This window comes from Quadrisphaera sp. DVD1 (genome assembly GCF_058932755.1).
Window position 1 is genome coordinate 1 of sequence record NZ_JBZYWI010000040.1, and the last position, 22,333, is coordinate 22,333.

18 protein-coding genes and 1 pseudogene are annotated in these 22,333 nt (G+C 75.1%); 6 read left to right on the plus strand and 13 right to left on the minus strand.

Annotated features, from left to right (window positions below):
• The 4 genes and pseudogenes from AC5FZL_RS06645 to AC5FZL_RS06660 form a co-directional block, all read left to right on the plus strand.
• A pseudogene (locus tag AC5FZL_RS06645) lies at positions 1-1,174 on the plus strand (ABC transporter permease); the annotation flags it as partial.
• Between the two features lie 203 nt (positions 1,175-1,377).
• Positions 1,378-2,592: a sensor histidine kinase gene (locus AC5FZL_RS06650; RefSeq protein ID WP_493617781.1), complete on the plus strand. Its 1,215-nt coding sequence runs from the start codon at positions 1,378-1,380 to the stop codon at positions 2,590-2,592.
• Positions 2,589-3,245: a response regulator gene (locus tag AC5FZL_RS06655; RefSeq protein WP_493617782.1), complete on the plus strand. Its 657-nt coding sequence runs from the start codon at positions 2,589-2,591 to the stop codon at positions 3,243-3,245. The genes AC5FZL_RS06650 and AC5FZL_RS06655 overlap by 4 nt, the downstream gene beginning before the upstream one ends.
• A gap of 92 nt (positions 3,246-3,337) precedes the next feature.
• Positions 3,338-4,354, plus strand: a complete 1,017-nt coding sequence (locus AC5FZL_RS06660; protein WP_493617783.1) for a DUF418 domain-containing protein — start codon at positions 3,338-3,340, stop codon at positions 4,352-4,354.
• A gap of 20 nt (positions 4,355-4,374) precedes the next feature.
• Here the strand turns inward: AC5FZL_RS06660 and AC5FZL_RS06665 are convergent, their stop codons facing one another.
• From AC5FZL_RS06665 to mtnA, 11 genes are all read right to left on the minus strand, one after another.
• Complete coding sequence (locus tag AC5FZL_RS06665; protein ID WP_493617784.1) at positions 4,375-6,180, minus strand: thiamine pyrophosphate-requiring protein; 1,806 nt, start codon at positions 6,178-6,180, stop codon at positions 4,375-4,377.
• Positions 6,177-6,524, minus strand: coding sequence for a hypothetical protein (locus AC5FZL_RS06670; protein WP_493617785.1), 348 nt, complete (start codon positions 6,522-6,524; stop codon positions 6,177-6,179). Before AC5FZL_RS06670 ends, AC5FZL_RS06665 begins: the two co-directional genes overlap by 4 nt.
• A gap of 149 nt (positions 6,525-6,673) precedes the next feature.
• A complete protein-coding gene (locus tag AC5FZL_RS06675; RefSeq protein ID WP_493617786.1) occupies positions 6,674-7,744 on the minus strand; it encodes a class I mannose-6-phosphate isomerase in 1,071 nt (356 codons plus the stop codon).
• 114 nt (positions 7,745-7,858) lie between these two features.
• Complete coding sequence (locus tag AC5FZL_RS06680) at positions 7,859-8,509, minus strand: class II aldolase/adducin family protein (RefSeq protein WP_493617787.1); 651 nt, start codon at positions 8,507-8,509, stop codon at positions 7,859-7,861.
• A gap of 18 nt (positions 8,510-8,527) precedes the next feature.
• Complete coding sequence (gene lsrF / locus AC5FZL_RS06685; protein WP_493617788.1) at positions 8,528-9,412, minus strand: 3-hydroxy-5-phosphonooxypentane-2,4-dione thiolase; 885 nt, start codon at positions 9,410-9,412, stop codon at positions 8,528-8,530.
• 83 nt (positions 9,413-9,495) lie between these two features.
• The gene (locus AC5FZL_RS06690; RefSeq protein WP_493617789.1) at positions 9,496-11,448 is read right to left on the minus strand and encodes a bifunctional aldolase/short-chain dehydrogenase; all 1,953 of its coding nucleotides are present in this window, start codon (positions 11,446-11,448) and stop codon (positions 9,496-9,498) included.
• A 205-nt stretch (positions 11,449-11,653) separates the two neighbouring features.
• Positions 11,654-12,886 carry an S-methyl-5-thioribose kinase gene (gene mtnK / locus AC5FZL_RS06695; protein WP_493617790.1) on the minus strand — a complete coding sequence of 411 codons (1,233 nt, stop codon included), beginning with the start codon at positions 12,884-12,886 and terminating at the stop codon, positions 11,654-11,656.
• 18 nt (positions 12,887-12,904) lie between these two features.
• Positions 12,905-13,969: an ABC transporter permease gene (locus tag AC5FZL_RS06700; RefSeq protein ID WP_493617791.1), complete on the minus strand. Its 1,065-nt coding sequence runs from the start codon at positions 13,967-13,969 to the stop codon at positions 12,905-12,907.
• Positions 13,970-15,493, minus strand: a complete 1,524-nt coding sequence (locus tag AC5FZL_RS06705; protein ID WP_493617792.1) for a sugar ABC transporter ATP-binding protein — start codon at positions 15,491-15,493, stop codon at positions 13,970-13,972.
• A gap of 71 nt (positions 15,494-15,564) precedes the next feature.
• Positions 15,565-16,665 (minus strand): substrate-binding domain-containing protein, encoded by a 1,101-nt coding sequence (locus tag AC5FZL_RS06710; protein ID WP_493617793.1) that lies wholly within the window; start codon positions 16,663-16,665, stop codon positions 15,565-15,567.
• A gap of 41 nt (positions 16,666-16,706) precedes the next feature.
• A complete protein-coding gene (gene mtnA / locus AC5FZL_RS06715; RefSeq protein WP_493617794.1) occupies positions 16,707-17,744 on the minus strand; it encodes an S-methyl-5-thioribose-1-phosphate isomerase in 1,038 nt (345 codons plus the stop codon).
• 198 nt (positions 17,745-17,942) lie between these two features.
• Here mtnA and AC5FZL_RS06720 point away from each other — a divergent pair, with 198 nt between their 5' ends.
• Positions 17,943-18,653, plus strand: coding sequence for a GntR family transcriptional regulator (locus tag AC5FZL_RS06720; RefSeq protein ID WP_493617795.1), 711 nt, complete (start codon positions 17,943-17,945; stop codon positions 18,651-18,653).
• 64 nt (positions 18,654-18,717) lie between these two features.
• The gene (locus AC5FZL_RS06725; protein ID WP_493617796.1) at positions 18,718-21,069 is read left to right on the plus strand and encodes a M28 family peptidase; all 2,352 of its coding nucleotides are present in this window, start codon (positions 18,718-18,720) and stop codon (positions 21,067-21,069) included.
• 74 nt (positions 21,070-21,143) lie between these two features.
• On the opposite strand, the gene AC5FZL_RS06730 is transcribed toward AC5FZL_RS06725, so the two are convergent.
• Positions 21,144-21,494: a nuclear transport factor 2 family protein gene (locus AC5FZL_RS06730; RefSeq protein ID WP_493617797.1), complete on the minus strand. Its 351-nt coding sequence runs from the start codon at positions 21,492-21,494 to the stop codon at positions 21,144-21,146.
• An 85-nt stretch (positions 21,495-21,579) separates the two neighbouring features.
• A partial coding sequence (locus AC5FZL_RS06735; RefSeq protein WP_493617798.1) for a (Fe-S)-binding protein occupies positions 21,580-22,333 on the minus strand: 754 nt, incomplete at its 5' end.

Here is a 22,333-nt window from a genome sequence, read left to right on the forward strand (position 1 = left end):
CGCCGCCGACCTCCTGCCCTCCGCTCCCGTGCTGGTCGCGGTGGTGCTGGCCGTCGTCGCTCTCGCCGTGGGCAGCGCCGCGGTGGCGCTGCGGCGGGTGCTGAGCAGCCCGCTCGGCGTCGCGGAGGCGCACGCGCCCCGCCGGATGGGCCTGGTGCGCCTGGGCGTGTTCGCGGCCCTGGTGGTGGGGTTCCTGCGGTGCTCCGAGCGGGCCGGGGCCTCGACGACCGGGCTCGTCCTCCTCTTCGCCGGCGTCTTCGGGGCCCTGTCCGTCGTCGGACCGTGGGTGGTCGGTGTGCTCGGGCGCGCCGTCGTCGCGCGCTCGCGCTCGACCGCGGCGCTGCTGGCGGGGCGCCGCCTGCTCGACGACCCCCGCGGCGCCTGGCGCGTGGTCGGGGCGGTGGCCATGACGGGCTTCGTCGCCGGGGTCCTGGCCCTGTTCCCCACCGGCACCGGCGATCCGCTGTGGGGCCGGGCCGACCGCCTCGACGTCGCCGTGCCGGCCGCGGCGGCGGAGCCGGTGGCGGCCGACCTGCGCTCCGCGCTCGCGGCCGCCGGGATCGCCGCCGAGGTCTCCGGGCCCGGTGACGACCGCGGGGCGCTGCTCGCGCTCTCGGCGGGGGAGCGGGGCGGGGAGGGCGCGCGCTTCCTGTCCGTGGCGGTGCCCGGCCGGGGCGCCGACCTCGAGGCCGCGCGCACCCTCGTCGCGCAGGTGGCGCCCGCCTCGGTCGCCGCCACTGGGAGCGACATCATGATCGACGAGGCGCGGTTCTCCGCCGACTTCCGCACCGCGTCGGTGCTCGTGCTGGCGGTGTCCTTCGCGATCGCCATGGCCTCGGCCGCCATCACCTCGATGGCCGCGGTGCTCGACCGGCGCCGCACCTACCGCCAGCTGGCCCTGGTCGGCGTCCCGCTGGGCGTGCTCGACCGCGCCCGCGTGCTGGAGACCCAGCTCCCCCTGGTGCTCCTCGCCCTCGGCTCGACGGCCACGGGCGTCGTCGTCGCGGCGCCCCTGACCCGCCTCGGGTTCAGCTCCTCGGGCCTGGACGCCTCCGGCCTCGCCCTGCTCGCCGGCTGCCTGGTGCTCGGCCTGGTCGGCGTCCGCCTGGCCTCGGCGGCCAGCCGGCCCCTGCTCGCCCGCGTCGCCGCAGACCCCGCCGCGGCGTCCGGATGACCTCGACCCAGGAGGACCCCGCGTGGACCGCACCGCCCGGACCACCCTCCCGACGGGTGCGGTCCGTGCCGCTGCCGGAGGCAGGTGGCACTGTGCGGTCGGTCTCGTTCGACGAGGACGGTCTGCGCGTGGAGCTGCGGGCCACGGACGTCGTGGGCGTCGTGGGCGTCGCGGGCGTCGACGAGGGGAGGGGGTGAGGGCCGGTGGGCGGTGAGCGGCGCAGCGCGCTGGCCCGCACCGGCCGGCTCCCGGGAGCGGCCGCGGCCGCCGTCCTCGCCGTGCTCGCCCTGTTCGACGTGGCGGTCGTGACGCCCGGCTGGCCGCTGCTCGTCTTCGCGGCCGGGGTCGCGCTCGCGGTGGCGGCCCTGCACCGCACCGGCCGCGCGCGTGACGCGCTGACGGCCGCGGCAGTGCTCGTCTCGGTGGCGGGCACCGCCGCCATGGCGGTGGCCGACTACCGGTGGGCCGGCTCGTGGGGCCTGGCGGAGACCGCGGCCCTGCTCGTGCTGCTGGCCGCCCGCTGGCGGCGCGCGAGCGGCGGCGGGGACTGGGCGCTGACCGCCGCCGTCGCGGTGGCGGTGCTCGTGCTGCCGCTGCGCGTCGTGGGCCCCGACACCCCCACGACCACCGCCCTCGTCGTCGCCGCGGTGGCCGTGGCCGTCGCGGTGGCCGTGGGGCTGCGCAGCCAGGACGCCCAGCGGGCGCTGGCCGTGGCCGCCGTCCGCCGCAGCGAGCGTGAGGAGGTCGCCCGCGAGCTGCACGACGTGGTCGCGCACCACGTCACCGGCATCGTCGTGGCCACCCAGGCGGCGCGCGCGGTCGCCGCCGCGAGCCCTGCCGCCGTCCCGCCCGCGGTGGCCACGGCCCTGGCATCGATCGAGACGGCCGGCGCCGAGGCGATGGGGTCGATGCGGCGGCTGGTCGGCGTCCTGCGCACCGACCCCGCGGGCCCTGAGGACGCCGCGCCGCGCTCGCCCGCCCCCGGCCTCGCCGACCTCGGCGAGCTCGTCCGCCGGTTCCGCGACGCAGGCGCCGCGCGCGCCGTCGAGCTCAGCGCCACGGGAGAGCTCGCCGCCCTGCCCGCCGACGTCCGGTCCGCGGTCTACCGGGTCGTGCAGGAGGCCCTGACCAACGCCGCCCGGCACGCGCCCGGCGCCGCGCGGGTGGCCGTCGCTGCGACCTGCTCGCCCGTCGAGGTGGTCGTGGAGGTGACCGACTCCGGCGCGCCGGACGGCGGCGGCCCTGCGGCGCACGCCGGCGGGGGCTTCGGCCTCGTCGGGATGCGCGAGCGCGTCGAGGCGCTCGGGGGCACCCTGTCCGCCGGCCCCCAGCGCGGGGGCGGCTGGGCCGTGCGCGCCTCGGTCCCCGTGCCGGCGCCCGTCCCAGCACCGACGACACCCCGCGGGAGGGGCCGATGACCATCCGCGTGCTGGTCGCCGACGACCAGCAGATGGTGCGGGCGGGGTTCGCGATGATCCTGGCGGCCCAGCCCGACGTCGAGGTGGTCGCGCAGTGCGCCGACGGCGTCGAGGCCCTCGAGGCCGCGCGCCGCCTGCGCCCGGACGTCGCCCTGCTCGACATCCGCATGCCGCGCCTGGACGGGCTCGAGGTCACGCGCCTCCTGGCCGGGCCGGGGGTGCCGGACCCGGTGCGCGTCGTCGTGGTCACCACCTTCGACCTCGACGAGTACGTCCACGCGGCGCTGCGCGGCGGGGCGGTGGGGTTCCTGCTCAAGGACGCCGGCCCGGCGCTGCTCGTCGAGGCGGTGCGCGCCGCGGCGGCGGGCGAGTCGCTGATCAGCCCGGCGGTGACCGTGCGCCTCCTGCAGCAGCTGTCGGCGCCAGCGTCCTCGAGCGCCCGCGCCCCGGCGGAGCCGCTGACCCCGCGCGAGCTGGACGTCGTCCGCCTCGTCGCCCGCGGGCTGACGAACAACGAGGTGGCGGCCGAGCTGTTCGTCTCCCTCGGCACCGTCAAGGCCCACCTGGGCAGCGTCCAGACCAAGCTCGGCGCCCGGAACCGGGTGGAGGTCGCCGCCTGGGCGTGGGAGGCCGGGGAGGTGGGCCCGGGCTGAGGTGACGCGGTGGCCGAACGGCCACCCCGTCGGCGTCCGCCCTGGCCCTCCGGCCGATGCCCGCGCGCTGGCCGGGCGCCGAGGGTGGGGCCATGCCGCTCCTCAGCCCCGCCTCCAGCCCACCCACCGCTCCGGCGCCCGGTGCCGCGCCGAGGATCGCCGCGCTCGACGTCCTGCGGGGGTTCGCGCTGTGCGGGATCCTCCTCGTCAACGCCGGCCCGGTCGCGGAGTTCCAGTACGAGGTCGACCACCCGCCGGCGACGCTGGCCGATGCCAGCGGCTGGCTGCAGCTGCTCGTGCAGCAGCGGTTCTTCCCCCTCTTCTCCCTGCTCTTCGGCATGGGCTCCTCCCTCTTCCTCGCCTCCGCGGCCCGGCGCACGGCCCGCCCGCGCGTGCTGCTGCTGCGCCGGCTGCTGGTGCTGCTGCCGCTCGGCGTCCTGCACCAGCTCTGGCACCCGGGGGAGGCGCTGACCTTCTACGCGGTGTTCGGGCTGCTCGTCCTGCTGCCCTCCACGTGGCTGCCGCGCTGGGCCGTCGCGCTGGGCGCCGCCGTGCTCGTGCCGGCGTCGCTGGTGCTCGCCGGCGGGGGCGTCTCGCTCGTCCCGGGGCTGTTCCTGCTCGGCTCCGCGCTGGTGCGCTACGGGGTGGCCGACCGGTTCGACGGCGCTCTGCGCGGCCCGCTGCTGCTGTTCGCCCTGTTCGCGCTCGCGGCGGTGCCGGCGCTGGCGTGGCAGCTGCAGGACCTGCCCGGCTCGGGGTTCACGACGTCCTCGGCGGTGGCCGGGCTCGCGCTGGCCGGCGCGTACCTGACCGGTCTGCTGCTCCTGCTGGCCACTCCGCTGCGCGCGCCGCTGCAGGTGGTGTTCGCGCCGCTGGGCCGGATGGCGCTGACGAACTACGTCGGCGCGACCGTCGTCGTCGTCGTGGCGGGGCACCTGCTCGACCTGCCGCACGAGAGGTCCTGGACGCCGGTGCTGGTGCTCGCGGCGGGGATCCTCGCCGCGCAGTGGGCGCTCTCGACGCTGTGGCTGCGCGCGTTCCGGCAGGGACCGCTGGAGCACCTGTGGCGCTGGGCCACCTGGGGGCGGCGCCCGGCGCTGCGCCGGTGACGCGGGAGGACGCCCCCGCGTCAGGCGCCCGTCTCCGAGCGGCCCTCCTCGTGCTGGCGCTGGGCGTCGAGCAGGGCCGCGCCGTGGGCGCCGGCACCCGGCTCCTGCGACAGCCCGGCGCGCATCGAGTCGACCTTCGCCCGCGGTGCGAGCGGCGGCAGGAGCGGCACGTCGCGGTCGACGACGGCCTCGACCAGGCACGGCCGGTCGGCGGACAGCGCCTCCCGCCAGGCCGCCTCGACGGCGTCGGGGGAGTCCACCCTGATCCCGCGCAGCCCCAGCAGCTCGGCGTATCCGGCGTACGGGAAGGCCGGGACCCGCTGGGAGGTGGGGAAGCGCGGGTCGCCCTCCATCTCGCGCTGCTCCCACGAGACCTCGGCGAGGTCGCCGTTGTGCAGGACGAGCACGACGAAGCGGGGGTCGGCCCAGCCTCGCCAGCGGTCCGCCACGGTGATGAGCTCGAGCAGGCCGTTCATCTGCATCGCCCCGTCGCCCGCCAGCGCGACCACCGGACGGGAGGGGTCGGCGAGCTTGGCGGCCAGGCCGTAGGGCATGGCCGAGCCCATGGAGGCGAGCGTGCTCGACAGGTGCGCGGGCACCCCCGGCGGCAGGCGGAGGAACCGCGCGTACCAGTACGTGATCGACCCGACGTCCACGGCGACGGCGGCGTCCGCGGGCAGGAGGGCGGACAGCTCGCGCACCACGAGCTGGGGGTTCAGCGGGTCGGCCGGCGCTGCGGCGCGCTCGGCCGAGACGCGCTCCCAGTCCTGCACCCACGCCTCGACCTGGTCGCGCCAGGTCCGGTCGGTGCGCTCGGGCAGCAGCGGCAGCAGGGCGCGCAGGGTCTGCGCGGCGTCGCCGGCCAGGCCCACCTCGACCGGGTGCTTGGCGCCGAGGTTGCGCGCCGCGATGTCGACCTGCACCGCCCGGGCCTGGCCGGGCGCGGGGTAGAACTCCGTCCACGGGTCGCTGCTGCCGACGATGAGGAGGGTGTCGCAGCCGCTCATCAGCTCCGCCGACGCCGTCGTGCCCAGGTGCCCCATCACGCCGCAGGAGAACGGGATGGCCTCGTCGATGACCGGCTTGCCGAGCAGCGACGTGGTGATGCCGGCGCCGAGGCGCTCGGCGACGGCGACGACCTCCTCCGCGGCCCCGGCCGCGCCCTGGCCGACCAGCAGGGCCACCCGCTGGCCCGCCGCCAGCACCGCGGCGGCGCGCTCGAGGGAGTCCTCGCTGGGCAGCACGCGCGGGCGGTCCACGACCGCCGACGTCAGCACGACGCCGTGGGAGTGCTGCGGCTCCTCGGGCAGCTCGGCCGCCTGGACGTCGTGGGGCAGGATCACGCACGTCGGCGACGACGTGGCGATGGCCGTGCGGACGGCGTCGTCGAGCACGAGCGGCAGCTGCTCCGGCGTGCTCACCGTCTGCACGTACTGGCCGCACACGTCCTTGAAGAGGGTGTGCAGGTCCACCTCCTGCAGGTAGCCGCTGCCCAGGGCCGTCGAGGAGACCTGGCCGACGATGGCGACGACCGGCTTGCGGTCGAGCTTGGCGTCGTAGAGCCCGGTGAGCAGGTGCACCGCGCCCGGGCCCTGGGTGGCCAGGCAGACGCCGACCTCGCCGGTGTACTTCGCGTGGCCGGTGGCCATGAAGGCGGCCATCTCCTCGTGCCGCGCGGTCGCGAGCTCGATGCCGGCCCCAGCGTCGGCCTCGGCCCGGTGCAGCGCGGCCAGCAGCGGGTCGATGCCGTCGCCGGCGTAGCCGAAGACGCGCGTGACCCCCCAGTCGCGCAGGCGGGCGACGACGGCGTCCGCGACCAGGGTCATCGCCGGCCGTCCAGGTGCTCGAGCAGCTCGTCCGCGGCGCGCTCGATCGCCTCGTGGTCGTTCTGGGACGCCCGCTGCTTGGCGTCGATGAGCGCGGCCCGGTTCACGCGCGTGAAGTCGCCGTAGGGGAAGTGGTAGCGGCCCTTGGTCTCCTCCGAGGCGTCGGGGTCCACCCCCAGGTGCCAGGCGCCGTAGCCGTCGTAGCCGTGCTCCTCGACCTCCTGGTTCTCGCGCGCCGCCGAGGGAGCGGCCTGCGACCACTCGGTCGTGTCGTCGTACGTGCCGGCGTCGATGAGCTCTCTGGCCCGGCGCACGGCCGCCTGGTTCACCCGGTAGCTGGTCATGCCCGGCACCTACCCCGTGCCCGGCTCCAGCACCCTCCGGACAGGGCTCTGCCCGGGGGTTCGGCCAGGCCTGGTGGACCGGCTGCGCGACGAGCCGACCGGCGGGCCGACCCACTGATCGCCGGTCCGGCCGCGAGCTCCCAGGACCGTCAGGTGGGGGAGAGGCCCTCGCCGAGGGTGGCGATGACGTCGCGGCCGTACCCGGCGGCGGTCAGCGGGTCCAGGACGTCCCGCTCCAGGTCGGGCAGGTAGCCGAACAGGACGTCGGCCGGTCCGGTGATCTCCACCTCGCGCAGGGCGGCCGGCAGCAGGAGCGTCTCGGCCCGCCCGAGCTGCTCGGTGCGGCCACCGGTGCGCACCTGCACGGGCGCGCCGAGGTTGGACACGATCTGCGCGGTCGCGAAGGAGCGCCGCAGCGGTGCGACCGCGCCCGCCGTCCAGCGCTCGAGGGCGAAGTACGGGCCGGCGCACAGGAAGACCCGCGCGACCCCGTCGTCCACCGGCAGGCGCAGCCCGGGGACGAAGGCGGGCCTCGGGGCGAGGTCCACCTCGGCCACCAGCGCGTCCAGGTTGGTCGCGAGCTCGTCGTCGTCGACGGGCGAGCCGTCCTCCATGTTCCAGCGCATGGCGTGCTGCGCGATGTTCGAGGTCTGCTCGATCTCGTAGACGAGGGTGTCCGGCCCGAAGCTGTGCACCGTGCCGCCGGGCACGTAGATCGTCTCCCCGGCGCGCACCGGGAGCCGGCGCAGCACCGCGTCGAAGTCCTGGTCCGCCAGCGCCTGGCGGAGCCGCTCCTTCGTCACGCCCTCCTTGACCCCGCACAGCGCTGTGGCGCCGGGGGCGGCGTCGAGGATGTGCCACGCCTCGGTCTTGCCGTTCGGCTCGCCCTCCAGGCGCTGGGCGGTGGGGTCGTCGGCGTGCACGTGCACCGGCAGGGTGCCCGAGGCGTCGATGAACTTCGTCAGCACGGGGAAGCGCTCGCCGGACCACCCCGCGCCCATCACGTCCTCGGGGTGCTCGGTGACGACCTGGCGCAGGGAGCGCCCGGCGAGCGGGCCGCCGGCCACGACGCCTTCGTCGCCGTCGACGTCGCTGCACTCCCAGGTCTCGGCGATCCCCCAGTCGGGGATGCCCTGCTTGCCCAGGCGCCGGGCGATGGCGTGGTCGCCGAAGACCAGGGGCTTGGCTGGGGTCGTCAGCCGGAGCGGGTACCAGTCCATGTCCACGTCCTCAGCGCAGGCTCGCAGGTCACGACCGACGTACCCCGCCGCGCCTGCGCCACGCCTGCGCCACGCCTGCACCACGCCTGCGCCGCAGCAGCCCGCGAGCCGTCCTCAGGCCAGGCCGAACTGCTGGCGCAGGGCCTCGACCCGCTCGCCGCTCAGCTCGCGCGCGCCGCCCAGGAGCCGCACGAGCACGGTCATCCGCGCCTGGTACTCCAGTCGCTCCATGGTCATGAAGGCCTCCTCGAGGTCGGCGCCCCAGGACAGCGCGCCGTGGTGCTCCAGCAGACAGGCCTGGTGGGAGAGCACGAACGGCTCGATCGAGCGGGGCACCTCGTCCGTCGACGGAGTGGCGTAGGGGGCCAGGGGCACCTCGGGCAGCGCCACGACCGTCTCCGGCATCATCTGCAGCGTCAGCGCCTCGCCGCGGATCGCGAAGGCGGTGGCGTGCAGGGGGTGGGCGTGCACGACGGCGCGCACCTGCGGGTCCACCTGGTAGACCCGCAGGTGCATGCGGACCTCCGACGAGGGCCCGCGCCCGGTGCCCCGGTCGAGCACCGTGCCGTCGAGCGCCACCACGGCCAGGGAGTCCTCGGTCAGGGCCCCCTTGCTGGTCCCCGTCGGTGTGCACAGGACCGATCCATCGGGCAGCCGGGCGGTGAGGTTGCCGTCGTTCGCGGCGACCATCTCCTTCAGCCACATGCGACGCCCGACGTCCACCACCTGGCGACGCAGCTCGCGGGTCTTGTCGTCGTCGATCATCGTGCCCTCCTGCGCATCTCAGTCCTGCGCGCCGTCGGAGAGCTCGCGGTAGACCTCGAGGGCGTCGGTGGGGGACTCGCCTCCGTGGACGACGGCGCGCACCGCTTGGACCATCGCTGCCGGGGCCTGGCGCTGGAAGATGTTCCGTCCCATGTCCACGCCCGCTGCGCCCTGGTCGATGGCCTGCCAGGCCATGGTCAGCGCCTCGGAGACCGGGAGCTTCTTGCCGCCGGCCATGATGATCGGGACCGGGCAGGCGGCGGTGACCTGCTCGAAGCCCTGCTCGCAGTAGTAGGTCTTGACGACCTGCGCGCCGAGCTCGGCGATGATCCGGGTGGCCAGGCCCAGGTAGCGGGCGTCGCGGGTGAGCTCGCGGCCGACGGCGGTGACGCCCAGGACGGGCATGCCGTAGCGCAGGCCCTGGTCGACCAGGGTGGTCATGTTCGTCACCGACTGGGTCTCGTGCTCTCCGCCGATGAAGACCTGGACGGCCACGGCCGCGGCGTCGATGCGCAGCGCGTCCTCGGTGTTCATCGCGATCCGCTCGTCGGAGAGGTCCTTGAGGATCGAGGGCCCGCCGGAGGCGCGCAGGACCAGGGCGTTGTCGCTGCCGGCCGGGACGAGGGAGCGGATGATCCCGCGGGTGGCCATGAGGGCGTCGACGTGCGGGGCCAGGGGGACCACGTCGAGGTCGACGCGCTCGAGGCCGGAGGTCGGTCCCTGGAAGTAGCCGTGGTCGAACGCGAGCATCACGGTGCGCCCGTCCTCGGCGAAGATCCGGGCGAGGCGGTGGCGCATCCCGAAGTCGAGCTGCGCTGCGCCCTTGACGTGGAAGCCGGGCGTCTGCTGGGGCCGGTCCAGCCCGTAGTCCTTGGCGCTGATGTTGCCGTCGAGGTCAGCCATGGGTGTTCGTCCTTCCGTGGGGGTCAGGCGGTGCGCTGGGGTGCCGGCTCGCCCGGCGTCAGGGGGAGGCCGTCGGCCGAGGCTCAGACGACCCGTTCGTTCCCGCCGTCGATGGGCACCTGCGCCCCGGTGGTGCAGGCGAAGGTCTCGTCGGCCATCGTCCGCACGAGCCGGGCCACGGCCCTGCTCGTGACCTCCGTGCGCAGCAGGTTCCGGCGCTTGTACTCGTCGACGGTCATCCCGTAGTGCTCGGCCCGGGCGGACAGCAGCTCCGGGGTCCACAGGGCCGTGTCGAACACCGCGTCGGGGTGGACCGTGTTGACCCGGATGCCGTCGCCGGCCCACTCCAGCGCGGCGACCCGCGAGAGCTGGGTCAGCGCCGCCTTGGAGGCCGAGTAGGCGGCTGCGCCCGGTCCAGGTGCGGCCACGTTCTTGGAGGCGACGACCACCACTCGGCCGCCCCCGGGAGCGAGGGCCAGCAGGGGGTGGGCCAGGCCGTAGAGCTCCGCGACCGAGTCCACGTTGATGGACATGGTCCGTCGCCACATGGTCATGTCCATGCCGTCCAGGTGCTGGGCGGTGGGGAAGATGCCGGCCGAGACCACCAGGACGTCGAGGCCGCCGAACGCGGCGACGCCCCGGGCCAGCGCGGCCTGCTGCGCGCCAGCGGCCGTCACGTCGACGACGACGCCCAGCCACTCCGGGGAGTCGAAGGCGTCGACCACCGAGGGTGAGACGTCCCAGCCCACCACCGTCGCCCCGGCTGCCAGGAGGGCCTCGGCGCAGGCCCTGCCGATGCCGGAGGCGGCGCCGGTGACCACCGCGACCCTGCCCGCGAGCTCCCCTGGCCCGCTGGCGCGGTCCAGCTTGGCCCGCTGGGCGCCCCAGTGCTCGAGGTCGAAGACGTGCGAGAGGTCGGCTGGTCGGTATCCGCCGAGCGCCTCCGCTGCGCGCACCGCGGCGCGCGTGTGCGCGGCGATGTCCTGGGCGATGCGCGCCTCGCGCGCGGTGCGCCCTGCCGTGAGCACGCCCAGTCGGGGGTCGAGCACCACGCGGGCAGCGGGGTCGGCGTCCGGCACCGGCACGCCGCGGCGCCGGGCGTTCTCCGCCAGGTACGCCCGGTACGCCGCTGCGTGCCCGTCGGTGTCCTCGCCGACCTGCGGGAACGGCCCGGTCCAGATGACGTGGTCCGGCGTGAGCGGGCCCCGACCAGCGGCCCCGACCAGCGCCGGGTCCGCGGCGAAGGCCCGTGCCTCCGCGCCGGAGTCCACCGCGACGACCAGGGGGCGGCCGGCGACCCGGCTCAGGTCGTGGCGGATGCGGGCGATGAGCGCCGGGTCCGGGACGTGGGCGTCGACCGGGCCGTCCGCAGCCGGGCACCCGGTGGCCTCGCGGGCCAGGGCCACCAGCTCCAGGTGCCGCTCCAGGGCCTGCGCGGGGTCGTCGCCCATGGTGAACAGGCCGTGCTGCAGCACGAGCAGGGCGTGGACGCGCTCGTGCCGGTCGCGGGCGCTCGCCCAGGCCCGCGCGCACGCCGCGGCCAGCTCGGGGCCGGGCGCGGCGTACTCGACGACGACCACCCGGTCGCCGTACAGCTCCCGGACGCGCGCTGCCCCGTCGGCGGTGTTGGTCAGGGTGAGGATGGCGTCGGCGTGCGAGTGCAGCACCGCGGTGTGCGGGAGCAGGGCGTGCACCAGCGTCTCGACCGAGGCGTCCGGCGCCGGGTGGCGCAGCAGCGCGCACCGGAGCTCGCCCGCCAGGTCGTCCGCGTCGACGCGCACCGGCGGGAGGAGCTCGCGGAGGCGGTCCAGGTCCAGGGGGGTGAAGCCGTCGACGTCGATGCCGGCCAGGTCGTGTCCGCTGCCCTTGACGAGGAGCACCGGGCGCTCACGGCCCGTCACGTCGGTCCAGCGGGCCTTGACCGAGGTGTTGCCACCCCCGTGGAGGACGAGACTGGGATCGCCGCCCAGCGCTCGTGAGGCGCGGACGAGACCTTCCACCAGCTGCGCGGAAGCGGGGCTGAGCGTGCCGGCCACCGGTGCTCCTCTCTCGCAGGGAAGTTGTCTTACAACCTAGGTGGCAGAGATCATCTGTGCAAGCAGCTCTGCAGGGGCTCTGCGCGCGAGTGGCACGCAGGCCTGCAGAAATGCCGCGCCTGTTGCGGAGATGTCAGTCCTCAGTCCCCGTGGCAGTCCGGGTCCCCGGCTGCGGCGAGGGCTGGCCGACCAGACGGCGGCCGCCTCAGCGGGTCCGGTGCTCGCGCAGCACCTCGCCGACCAGAGCCGCGAAGTCGCCCGGGCGGTGGGGGGCGTCCCATCCCGCGGCCGCACGTCGCGCCGCCACGAGCACGCCCCGTGCGGCGCCCTCGCGCTGGTCCTCCGGAAGCGTCTCGACGTCCTTGACCTTGGCGGCGCCGACGATGCGGCGGGCCATCTTGGCGGCGGCGAACAGCCACGCCTCGCGGGCCCACTGGTCCAGCCGCTGGTCCAGGAACTCCTCGCGCCACACGCGGCGGTCGCGGGCGCCGGCGGACCGGGCGCGGAACTCGGCCTCGAACGCGTCCCAGGTCTGCTGCGGCAGGCCCAGCGCCCACTCCGCGCGCGCGTCCTCCCCGAGCGCGTAGGCCCGCGCCGCGGCGAAGGCGTAGTTGGCGTAGGTGGCGCCCAGGTCGAACGCCACCGGGCCGTAGAAGGCGAACTCGGAGTCGAACACCTTGACCGAGTCGCACCCGGTGCTGCCCGGGGCGGCGCGCACGAACACCGAGCCGGTGTGGAGGTCGCCGTGGACCAGCGCCTCCGCCTGGGTCATGAACTTCCACTTCGCCACGCCCATGGCGGCCACGTACACGGCGTCCTCTGCGAGCTCCTTCGCGTCCTGCTCGTTGGCCGGGAGCACGGAGTTGCGCCCGGCGTCCACCGCGGGCTCGGTGAACACCAGGTCCTCGGTGATCGCGCACAGGTCCGGGTTGACGCTGCGCGCCAGCGCCTCCGCCACGGCCACCCGCTCCATCCCCAGCACCGAGGTGCCGAAGGCCACCGCGGCGACGTACCGCCCCAGCGCGGCCGCCGCTCCGTCGTGCCGCTCGCCGCGGTTGAGCGCGTGCCGCCACACCGCGTGGTCGGACAGGTCCTCCATGGCGATGACGTACCGCTCCGGGTCGTACTCGACGACCTCGACGACGAGGTCCGGGACCAGCTCGCGGTGCGCCTGGAGCGAGCGCGCCTCCCGGGCGGCGCGCTCGGGCGTCATGGGCCACCCGGCGCCGGTCATGCGGACGTACGGCAGGGCCTGCTTGAGGACCAGGCGCCGCCCTCGGCCGTCCTGGACGACGAAGACGAGGTTGAGGTTGCCGTCGCCGATCTCGGCCACCTCCACCAGGTCGTCCGCGTCGATCCGGTCCGCCAGCGCCGGGCGGCGGCGGACGTGGTCGGCGAGCGTGTCGACGGTGAGGAACTCGTACTCGTGGGTCGTCATCGAACGCCTCCGTCGGGGTCAGGTGGCCGGGCTGTAGCGGGCCTTGCGGCGCGACAGGCTGAAGGAGAAGAGCAGCGCGACGATCAGGACGATCCCCTTGGCGGTGTCCTGGTGGTAGTACTGCGCACCGGACATGGTCATGCCGGTGAGGACGATGCCGATGAGCAGCGCGCCGAGCAGCGTCCCCCACGCGTTGGGCTTGCCCAGGCCGAGCACGGACGTGCCGACGAGGGCCACGGCGACCGCCTCGAGCAGGCTGGAGGAGCCGGCGTTGACGTCGCCCTGGCCGATGCGGGAGACGAGGATGAGCCCGCCGACCGAGGCGAACACCGCGGAGACCACGTACGCCAGTCCGCGGTGCAGGCCGACCCGCACGCCGGCGAGGCGGGCGGCCTCGGGGTTGGCCCCGATGGCGTACAGGATGCGGCCCCACGAGGTGCGGCTCAGGACGATCCAGCTGGCCACGACGAGCACCAGCATGACCACCACCGGCAGGGGCACCGGGCCGACGAAGCCGCGGTCGATCTTGAGGAACCACGGGTCGAAGCGGCCGGGGGCCGTGGTGCCGTCGCGCAGCACCATGCCCGAGGCCACCGACTGCCCCGAGACGGGGATGAGCTTGGCGCCCTGGATGACGAACATGACGCCGAGCGTCGCGAGCAGGTCGGGGATCTTGCAGACCACGATGAGGAAGGCGTTGAGGAGACCGACGAGCAGGCCGCTGACCAGGACCGCCACCACAGCGGTGAGCCCGGTCAGGTTGTAGAACACCATCGTCATGGCGGCGACCTGCACGGCGAGCCCGGCCGTCGACCCGATCGACAGGTCCAGGCCGCCGACGACCATGGTGAACATCACCCCCAGGCCGAGGATGGCGGTCACCGTCGTGGCCTTCAGCAGGGAGAACAGCGCCGACGACGTGCCGAAGGCGGGCTCGGTCGCCAGGAAGTAGACGAACAGCAGGACCGTCACCGCGATGAAGCCGTACTTGACGACGGCGTCACGAGACCGGTCGAGCGGGCTGAGCACCTCCCTGGCCGCGGCCGTCGGAGCCGCCCCGGGGCGGGTCGTGGTCAGGGCCATTCAAGCCACCTCCGACATGCTCGTGATGATCTGGTCGTTGGAGATCTCTGACGTGTAGGCGTCGAGGCGGACCTCGCCCTCGACGAGGACGACGATCCGGTCGGCCACCTCGCGGAGCTCGTCGACGTCGCTGACCATCACGACGACGCAGGCCCCTTGCGCAGCGTGCTCGCGGGCCTTGTGCGAGATGCTGCGCCGGGCACCGAGGTCGACGCCGCGGAAGGGCTCGTCGAGCAGCAGCACGCGGGGCTCGGCGTTCATCCACCGGGCGACGACGACCTTCTGCTGGTTGCCGCCGGAGAGCGCGTCGACCGGCTGGTCGGGGGACGTGGCGACGACCCCGAAGGCGTCGATGACCGCGGCGGCGTCCCGGTCCTCCAGGTCTGAGCGCACGGTGCCCCAGCGGGTGAGGCGGTGCAGGAAGGGCAGCGACATCGTGCGGCTGATGGACCAGCCCGGCAGCATCGCCTCAGCGGCGCGGTCCTCCGGCACGAGGTAGACGCCGCGGCGCACGGACTGCCTCGGGTGGCGCGGCGCGTGCGGCTCTCCGTCGAGGCGCACCTGCCCGCTGCGCAGGGGCGACGCGCCGTAGATGCCCTGGGCGAGCTCGGTCTTCCCGGCGCCGATCAGGCCGACGACACCGGTGACCTCTCCGTAGCGCAGGTCGAGGTCGATCGGGGCGGACCGCTTGAGCAGGCGGGCGCCGCGGACCTCGACGGCGACCCGCTCCCCTCGGCGCTCGTCGACCGCCTGGGTGTCGGCCAGCACCGACTCGCCGAGCATCGCCGAGACGGCGCGGGCGAGGTCGAAGGGACGGGACTGCTCGTCGATGATCCGCCCGTCGCGCAGCACGACCACGTCGTCGGCGAGGGAGCGGACCTCCGCGAGCCGGTGGGAGACGTAGAGGATCGCCACGCCGTCGTCGCACAGCCGCCTGATGAGGGCGAAGAGCCGCTCCGCCTCCTGGGCGGACAGCGTGGAGGTCGGCTCGTCGAGGACGAGCACCTCGGGCTTCTGCACCAGCGCCCGGGCCAGCAGGAGCAGCTGGCACTCGGCGATGCCGAGGTCGAAGACGTCGGCGCGCAGGCTCGCGTCGTCCCAGCCGAGGTCCAGCGTGTCGGCGATCTCCCGGGCCCGGGGGAGCAGGCCCTTCAACGAGCGCACCGCCGGCAGCTCGCCGCGCGCCAGCTCCTCGAAGACGAGGTTCTCGGCGACCGTCAGCCCGGGGATGATCGAGTCGTGGATGCGCTGGTGCACGGTCTGGACGCCGTGGCTGGTGGCCTCCTGCGGCGAGGTGATCGAGGCCTCGGCGCCGGCGCGACGGATCCGTCCGCCGTCTGCGGCGTGGACGCCCGACAGCACCTTGATCAGGGTCGACTTGCCCGCGCCGTTCGCCCCGAGCAGGGCGGTGACGCGGCCGGCCCTGAGGGTGAGGTCGACGCCCTTGAGGACCTGGTGGGTCCCGAAGGACATGGTGATGCCCTCGAGCTCGAGGGTGGGCGCCGATGGAGCTCCGTCGCTCATCGCTGGTCCTCTCGTCGTGCGCTGCCGGGCGTGCACGGAGCCGTGCACGCCCGGCGCGTGGGACAGGTCGGTCAGAACTGGACCGCGGGGATCCAGTCGGCCGCGGACACGTCGGAGATGTTGAGCGCGGGCTCGGCCTCGCGGAGCGTCTCCATGTTCGTGATGCCGTTGTCGCGCAGGAACTCCTGCGTGATGAGGATCGGCGGGAACTCGACCGTCATCGCGTCCAGCTCGCCCGCCATGTGGAGGGCGAGGGTGCGCAGGACCGCAGCGCCGATGGCGTTGGGGTCGGTCGCGCCGGTGGCCACCCAGGGGCTGCCCTCCGCCGTCATCAGCTCGATGTCGGCGGTCGAGATGTCAGCGCCGTAGACCAGGACGTCGTCGCGGCCGGCCTGCTCCAGCGCCGACAGCGTGCCCTTGGTGAACTCGTCGTAGGGCGCGTAGATGGCCTTGATGGAGGCGTTCGACTGCGCCGCGGAGACGACCATCGGCGCGGTGTCGGTGGCGGTCGAGTTGGTGAACGCGCCGGTGTGGAACAGCTCGTTCCAGCCGTTGTCCTGGACGTACTGCCGCCACACGACCTCGCGTCGGTCGAGGGGGGCGATGCCGGCGACGTTGACGTAGCCGACGTCCGCGCCGGAACCGACGTCCTGGACCATCCGGTCGAGCACCAGGGAGGCCATGAGCGCGTCGGACTGCTGGGTCTGCACCGCCTCCGGCGCGCACTCCTGGATCTCGACGTCGTAGATGATGACGGCGATGCCCTTGGCGATGGCGTCGTTCACCCCCGGGCAGAGCGTGTCCGGGAAGCCGTGGCGGACGATGATGCCGTCCACGCCGGAGGAGATCGCCTGCTCCAGCTGCACGGCCTGCTGCGCGTTGTCGCCCTGGGCGTCGTAGGTCGACAGGTCGATCCCGAGCGCCTCGGCCTGCTGCTTGGTGCCGTTGAGGTACTGCTGGAAGTAGTCGCCCTGTCCGGACTGCTGGACGATGGCGATGCTCACGTCGCCGTCGAAGGGCGCGGGCGCCTCGGCCGTGACCTCGGCCACCGTGCCCTTGTCGGCCGCGGGCTGGGCCGCCTCCTCGCTGCCGGTGCCGCCCTGGCTGCAGGCGCTGAGCAGGAGCGAGATCCCCAGCAGCCCGGAGATGCGGAGAGTGGATGTGCGCTTCATTGCGTTCCTCTCGGTTGGGTCGTGCTGTCGGCAGGTGCGGCTCAGCCCGCGAGCGGACGCAGGAGGTCCGGCCCCGGAGCGCGGGCCGGCTCGACGACGCCGCGCTCGGTGACGACGGCGCTGATGAGGTCGTGGGGAGTCACGTCGAAGGCGGGGTTGAACACCCGGGTCCCCGGAGGGGCGACCTGGGTGCCGCCGAACCGGGTGACCTCGTCGTCGTCCCGCTCCTCGATGTGGATCTCCGCGCCGGTCGCCGTCGACAGGTCGACGGTCGAGAACGGTGCCGCCACCACGAAGGGGATCCCGGCCCGCGCGCACGCGAGCGCCAGCGCCACTGAGCCGATCTTGTTCGCGGTGTCGGCGTTGGCGGTGATGCGGTCGGCCCCGATGATGGCGACGTCGACCAGGCCGCGCAGGATCGTGCTGGCGGCGGCTCCGTCGACCTCGACGACGTGGTCGATCCCGTCCTTGGTCAGCTCCCAGCTCGTCAGCCGGCTGCCCTGGAGCAGGGGACGGGTCTCGTCCGCGTAGACGAGGCCCAGCCGTCGGCGGGTGTGCAGCTCGTGGATGATGCCGTAGGCGGTGCCCCAGGAGGACGTCGCCAGGGAGCCCGTGTTGCAGTGGGTCACCACGCGCACGACGTCCTTGCCGGTGGCCTCGAGGATCCAGTCGGCGCCGAGGCGGGACAGCTCGCGGTTGGCGGCGCCGTCCTCCTCGACGATGGCCAGGGCCTCCGCCAGCACGGCCTCGTAGCCCTCCGACCGGCGAGCGGCTGCGCGGTCGGCGCCCCAGGCCAGGTTCACCGCCGTGGGACGCGCCTCTCGGACCCGCTGGATCTCCTTGTCCAGCTGCGCCTCGTCCCAGCCCTCGGTGCGCGCCAGGTGCATGGCCAGGGCGGCGCCGAGGCCCCCGGCCGCTCCCAGCGCGGGGGCGCCGCGGACGGCGAGCCGCTGGATGGCGTGGACGAGCGCGTCGATCGTGTCGACCTCGAGGTAGATCTCCTCCGTGGGCAGGGCCGCCTGGTCCACCAGGCGGATGTGCGGTCGAGGCGCGTCGCGCCACTCGATGGCGTTGACCATGCCCAAGGGCCCCCTTGTGTCGAACGTCGTCGTCCGGTCCGGAGCCCCGGGGCTCCGTCGGCTTGAACCTAGGAGTCGTCTGACAACAGTGTCAACAGATCTGCCAAGTTGTTACCTTCTCGTTGGGCCTGGTGCTGCCGGGCCCGGCATGCGGCATCCTGGGCCGGGTTCTCGAAGGGACGACGAGGGGGCGAAGACGTGGCGAAGAAGGGCAGCCTGGCCACGCTCGTGGCCGAGGACCTGCGCAGCGCGGTGGCGGCGGGGCAGTACGCGCCGGGGGCCAAGCTGCCCACGGAGTCCGAGCTGGCGTCGTCCTACAAGGTCTCTCGCCCCACGGTGCGGGCGGCGCTGCGCGAGCTCGAGGCGAAGGCGCTGGTGCGCACGCAGCACGGGGTGGGCACCTTCGTGCTCGACCACTCCACCATCCGAGCCGGCCTGGAGAGGCTCGACTCCATCACCGAGTCGATCCGTGCCACCGGCCGGGAGCCGGGCATGGTCTACAAGAGCCGCGTGGTGCGCCCGCTGCTGCCGGACGAGGCGGAGAAGCTGGGGCTCGGCCCCTCCGCGGAGGCCCTCGAGATCCGCCGGTCCATCCTCGCCGACGGCGTCGTCGTCGCCTACTCCTACGACCTCGTGCCCGTGTCGGTCCTGCCCGAGGGCTTCGACCCGGGCGACATGAGCGGCTCCCTGTTCGTCTACCTGCGCGAGCAGGGGCTCTTCCCGCACCACAGCGTCGCGGAGGTCCACGCCGTCCACTCCGAGCACGTGGGCTGGGACGACCTGGACCACCCGGGCCTCTACGTGCTCCTCGACCAGCTGCACTACGACGCCCAGGGCACCGTCCTGATGTACTCGCGCTCCTACTTCATCGAGGGCAGGTACGAGTTCACGGTGCTGCGCACGAGCTGAGCCGGCCCCCGCACCCACCGACCGGTGGTACCGGGCCGCGCCGGCGCGGTCCTACGGTGCGGCGGTGGGCACCCGCGGCGACACCTCCGGCCCCCAGCCCAGCCCGGTGCGGCCGCTCGTGGGGGTGCTGGCGCTCGTCCTGCTCCTGCTCGTCGCCGTCCTCTCGACGCTGGCCCTCGCGCCCGCCGCACCCCGGCCCGCCGACGCCCCGGCGGCGGAGTTCAGCGCAGGCCGGGCCCTCGACGAGCTCGGGCAGGTGGCCGTCGCCCCGCGCCCCGTCGGGTCGGGCGAGCACGCTCGCGCGCGCGAGCACCTGCTCGCCACCCTCAGCGGGCTGGGCTGGCGCGCGGAGGTGCAGGAGGCGGTCGGGGCCACGGACGTCGTCGAGCCGGGCACGCAGCCGGTGGCGCTCGTGCGCAACGTCGTCGCGACCCTGCCCGGCTCCGACCCCACCGGCACGGTGCTGCTCGCCGCCCACTACGACACCGTCGCCGGCGCGCCGGGGGCCGCGGACGACGGCATCGGGATGGCGGTGCTCCTCGAGGTCGCCCGGGCGCTCACGGCGGGAGGCGCCGCGCCGCCGCGCAACGACGTCGTGGTGCTGCTCACCGACGCAGAGGAGGCCGGGCTGCTGGGGGCGGAGGCGTTCGCCCGCGAGCGCGCCGCCGCCCTGGGCCCGACCGTGGTGCTCAACCACGAGGCCCGCGGGGCGCGCGGCACCCCGCTGACCTTCCGGATGACCTCGCCCAACGAGGTGCTGCTCGACGCCCTGGCGCAGTCGCCGGGCGCGATGGCGGAGTCCGCCGCCGAGGCCGCCTTCGACGCCCTGCCCAACGGGACGGACTACACCCCCTTCGCCGCGGCGGGGCTGCACGCGCTCGACACGGCGATCTCCGCCGGTGGGGCGCACTACCACTCGCCCACCGACGACCTCGAGCAGCTGAGCGCGGCGTCCGTGCAGCAGATGGGGAGCACCAGCCTCGCGGTCGCTCGCCACCTCGCTGCGCTGGACCTGGAGGACGTCGCCCGCGGGGACGAGCAGGTGGTCACCACCCTGCCGTGGGGGCTGCTGCGCTACCCGGCCGGGATCGAGACGCCGCTGGCCCTCGTCGGCCTGGCCCTCGCCGTGCTGGTGCTGGTGCTCCGCCGGCGCCGACGGGCGCTGACCCTGCCCCGCGCCGCCCTGGGCGCCGTCGCGGCGGTGCTCGCGCTGGCGGTCGCGGGCCTCGCCGGGTGGGCGGTCTGGGTCGCGGCCCTCGGCCTCGACCCCGGGCAGGCCTCGTCCGTGGTCGGGGAGCCCTACCACCCCCTGCCGCACCAGGCGGCGGTGCTGCTGGCCGCGCTCGGTGCGGCGCTCGCCGTGGTCGGGCCGGTGAGCCGGTGGGCGGGCGCTGACGCCCTCGCCGTCGGGGCGCTCGTCGTCCTCGCGCTCGTCGGCGCGCTGGTCGCCCTGGCCGTTCCCGGCGTCTCCGGGGCGCTGGTCCTGCCGACGCTGTGCGCGAGCGCCGGGGCGGTCGTGCACGACGTGCTGCCTCGGCGGTGGGGCGTGGCGCGGGTCGTGGTCGTGGTCCTGGCGCTCGCCGGGGTCGCTGTGCTGCTCGGCCCGGCCATCTGGCTCGGCTTCGACATCGGCCTGTCGCTGGGCGGGCCGGTCAGTGCGGCGACGGCCGGCCTCTTCGTGCTGCTGGTGCTGCCGGTCGTGGCGCTCGCCTGGCGTCCGCGGCGGGGGAGCGGGCGGGGGCGCGGCTGGTGGCGCGTGGTCGTGGCGCCGTCGGTGGCGCTGGCGCTGGCGGCGGCGTGCGCGGGGGTCGGCCTGGTCGTCAACCGCGAGGGGGCCACGCCTCCGCGCCAGGAGCAGCTGCTCTACGGGCTGGACGCCGACACCGGGCACGCCCGGTGGGCCTCGTGGCAGCAGCCCCGCAGCGCGTGGAGCGCCTCGCTGCTGACCGAGCCGCCGGCCGCGCTCGACGCCCTCCTCCCCGGGGCGGACGGGCGGGCGCTGGCACACGGCACCGCGCCGGCCGTGGGTCTGGCGCCGCCGGAGGTCACCGTGGTCTCCGACGCCCGCCGGGGCGAGCAGCGCGAGCTCGTCCTGCGAGTGCGCTCGGCCCGCGGCGCGCCTGCGGTGGGGCTGTGGGTGCCCGCCGGCGCCGCCTCCGTGCGCGAGGCGAGCGTCGCCGGGCGCGACCTGCCGGTGAACGGGCCGCGGGGGCCCTGGGAGTTCGGGTTCGTCCTCGAGGGGGCGCCGGCCGAGGGCGTGGACGTGCGCCTGCTCCTCGACCGGCCCGGCGCGGCGCTCGCGCTGCGGGTCGGCGACCGGAGCGACGACCTCACCCTCGTGCCGGGGTCCACCCCGCCGTCAGGGCGCGTGCTCGTCACCCCCCAGCTGTGGGTCACGCGCGCCGCGGAGGTGTGAGGCGCGGGGCGCCCCGCTGCGGGCGCTGTTCGAGACGCCCACCTGTTCGGCCTCGGTGCCGCCCGCCGGAGCCGTCAGGCGTCCAGGAACGTGTGCATCGAGGTGATCCGCCCGTCCTGCAGGTGGACGACGTCCATGCCGGTGACCACGGGAGGTGCGCCCTCGGGCCCGAACCCCCATGCCTGCACGGCGAGGTCGTGGTGCTCGTGGAGCGGCCCCACAGGGGTGAAGACGAAGCCCGGCGCGCCGTCGAGCAGCTGCTGGACCTTCTCGCCGAGGGCCTCGTGGCCGTGGACCACCTCGTCCGGGTCGAAGAAGACCACGTCCTCGGAGTAGGTCCGGGCGATCGCCGCAGCGCGCCGCTGGGGATCGCGCTCGCCGAACACCTCGATCAGGTTCGCGTGCATCAGCTGAGCGCTGGTCATGGACATCGGAGGTGCTCCTCGGTCGTGGGCTGGTGGTGGCGCCGTGCGTCGTGGTGGCGAGGGGCCGACGCCAGGGCGTCGCGCGTCAGGCGCTCCTCGCCGCGGGGCCCGGGTCGGCGAGGGGGCGGGTGACCTCCTCGAGGACCTCGAGGAGGTGCCGGTACGGGTGCCCGGTCGCCCGCGTCATCCCGAGCTCGCAGGTGCGGTTCACCGACGCGTGGGCCGTGGCAGGGTGCGCGCGCACCGAGCGGGCCTCGGCCGCGGTCGCGGAGGCGGTCAGCTCCGGGTGCAGCAGCCCGCGGTCGCCCGCGAACGCGCAGCAGCCCCAGTCGTCGGGCTGCACCACCTCGTCTGCGGCGGCGGCCGCCACCCGCAGCAGCGCGGGGTCGAGGCCGAGCTGCGCGGACGAGCAGGTGGGGTGGACGACGAGGGAGGGAAGGCGCCGAGCCGCCGGCAGCCGCGGCAGGACGACGGCGTCGACGAACGCGACCGCGTCGACGACGGTGATGCCCTCCTCGTCGGCGAGCAGGCGCACCAGGCCCTCGGTGCAGGACGCCGCGTCGACCACCACGGGCAGCGCACCGCCGCCGCTGGCCTCCCGCAGGGCCGGGGCGACCCGCGCGCGCATGGCGGCGTAGCCGTCCGCGAGGCCCTTGGACCTCCACGGCGTCCCGCAGCACAGCGAGGCGATCGCGTCCGGGACGCGCACCTCGACGCCGGCCCGCTCGCACAGGGCCAGGAACGCGCCGCCGACGCCCGGGCCGCCGTCGGTGGGGCCGAACATCGTCGCGGTGCACGAGGGGAAGGCCACCGCCTGCGGCCGCTGCGCCCGCCGGGGC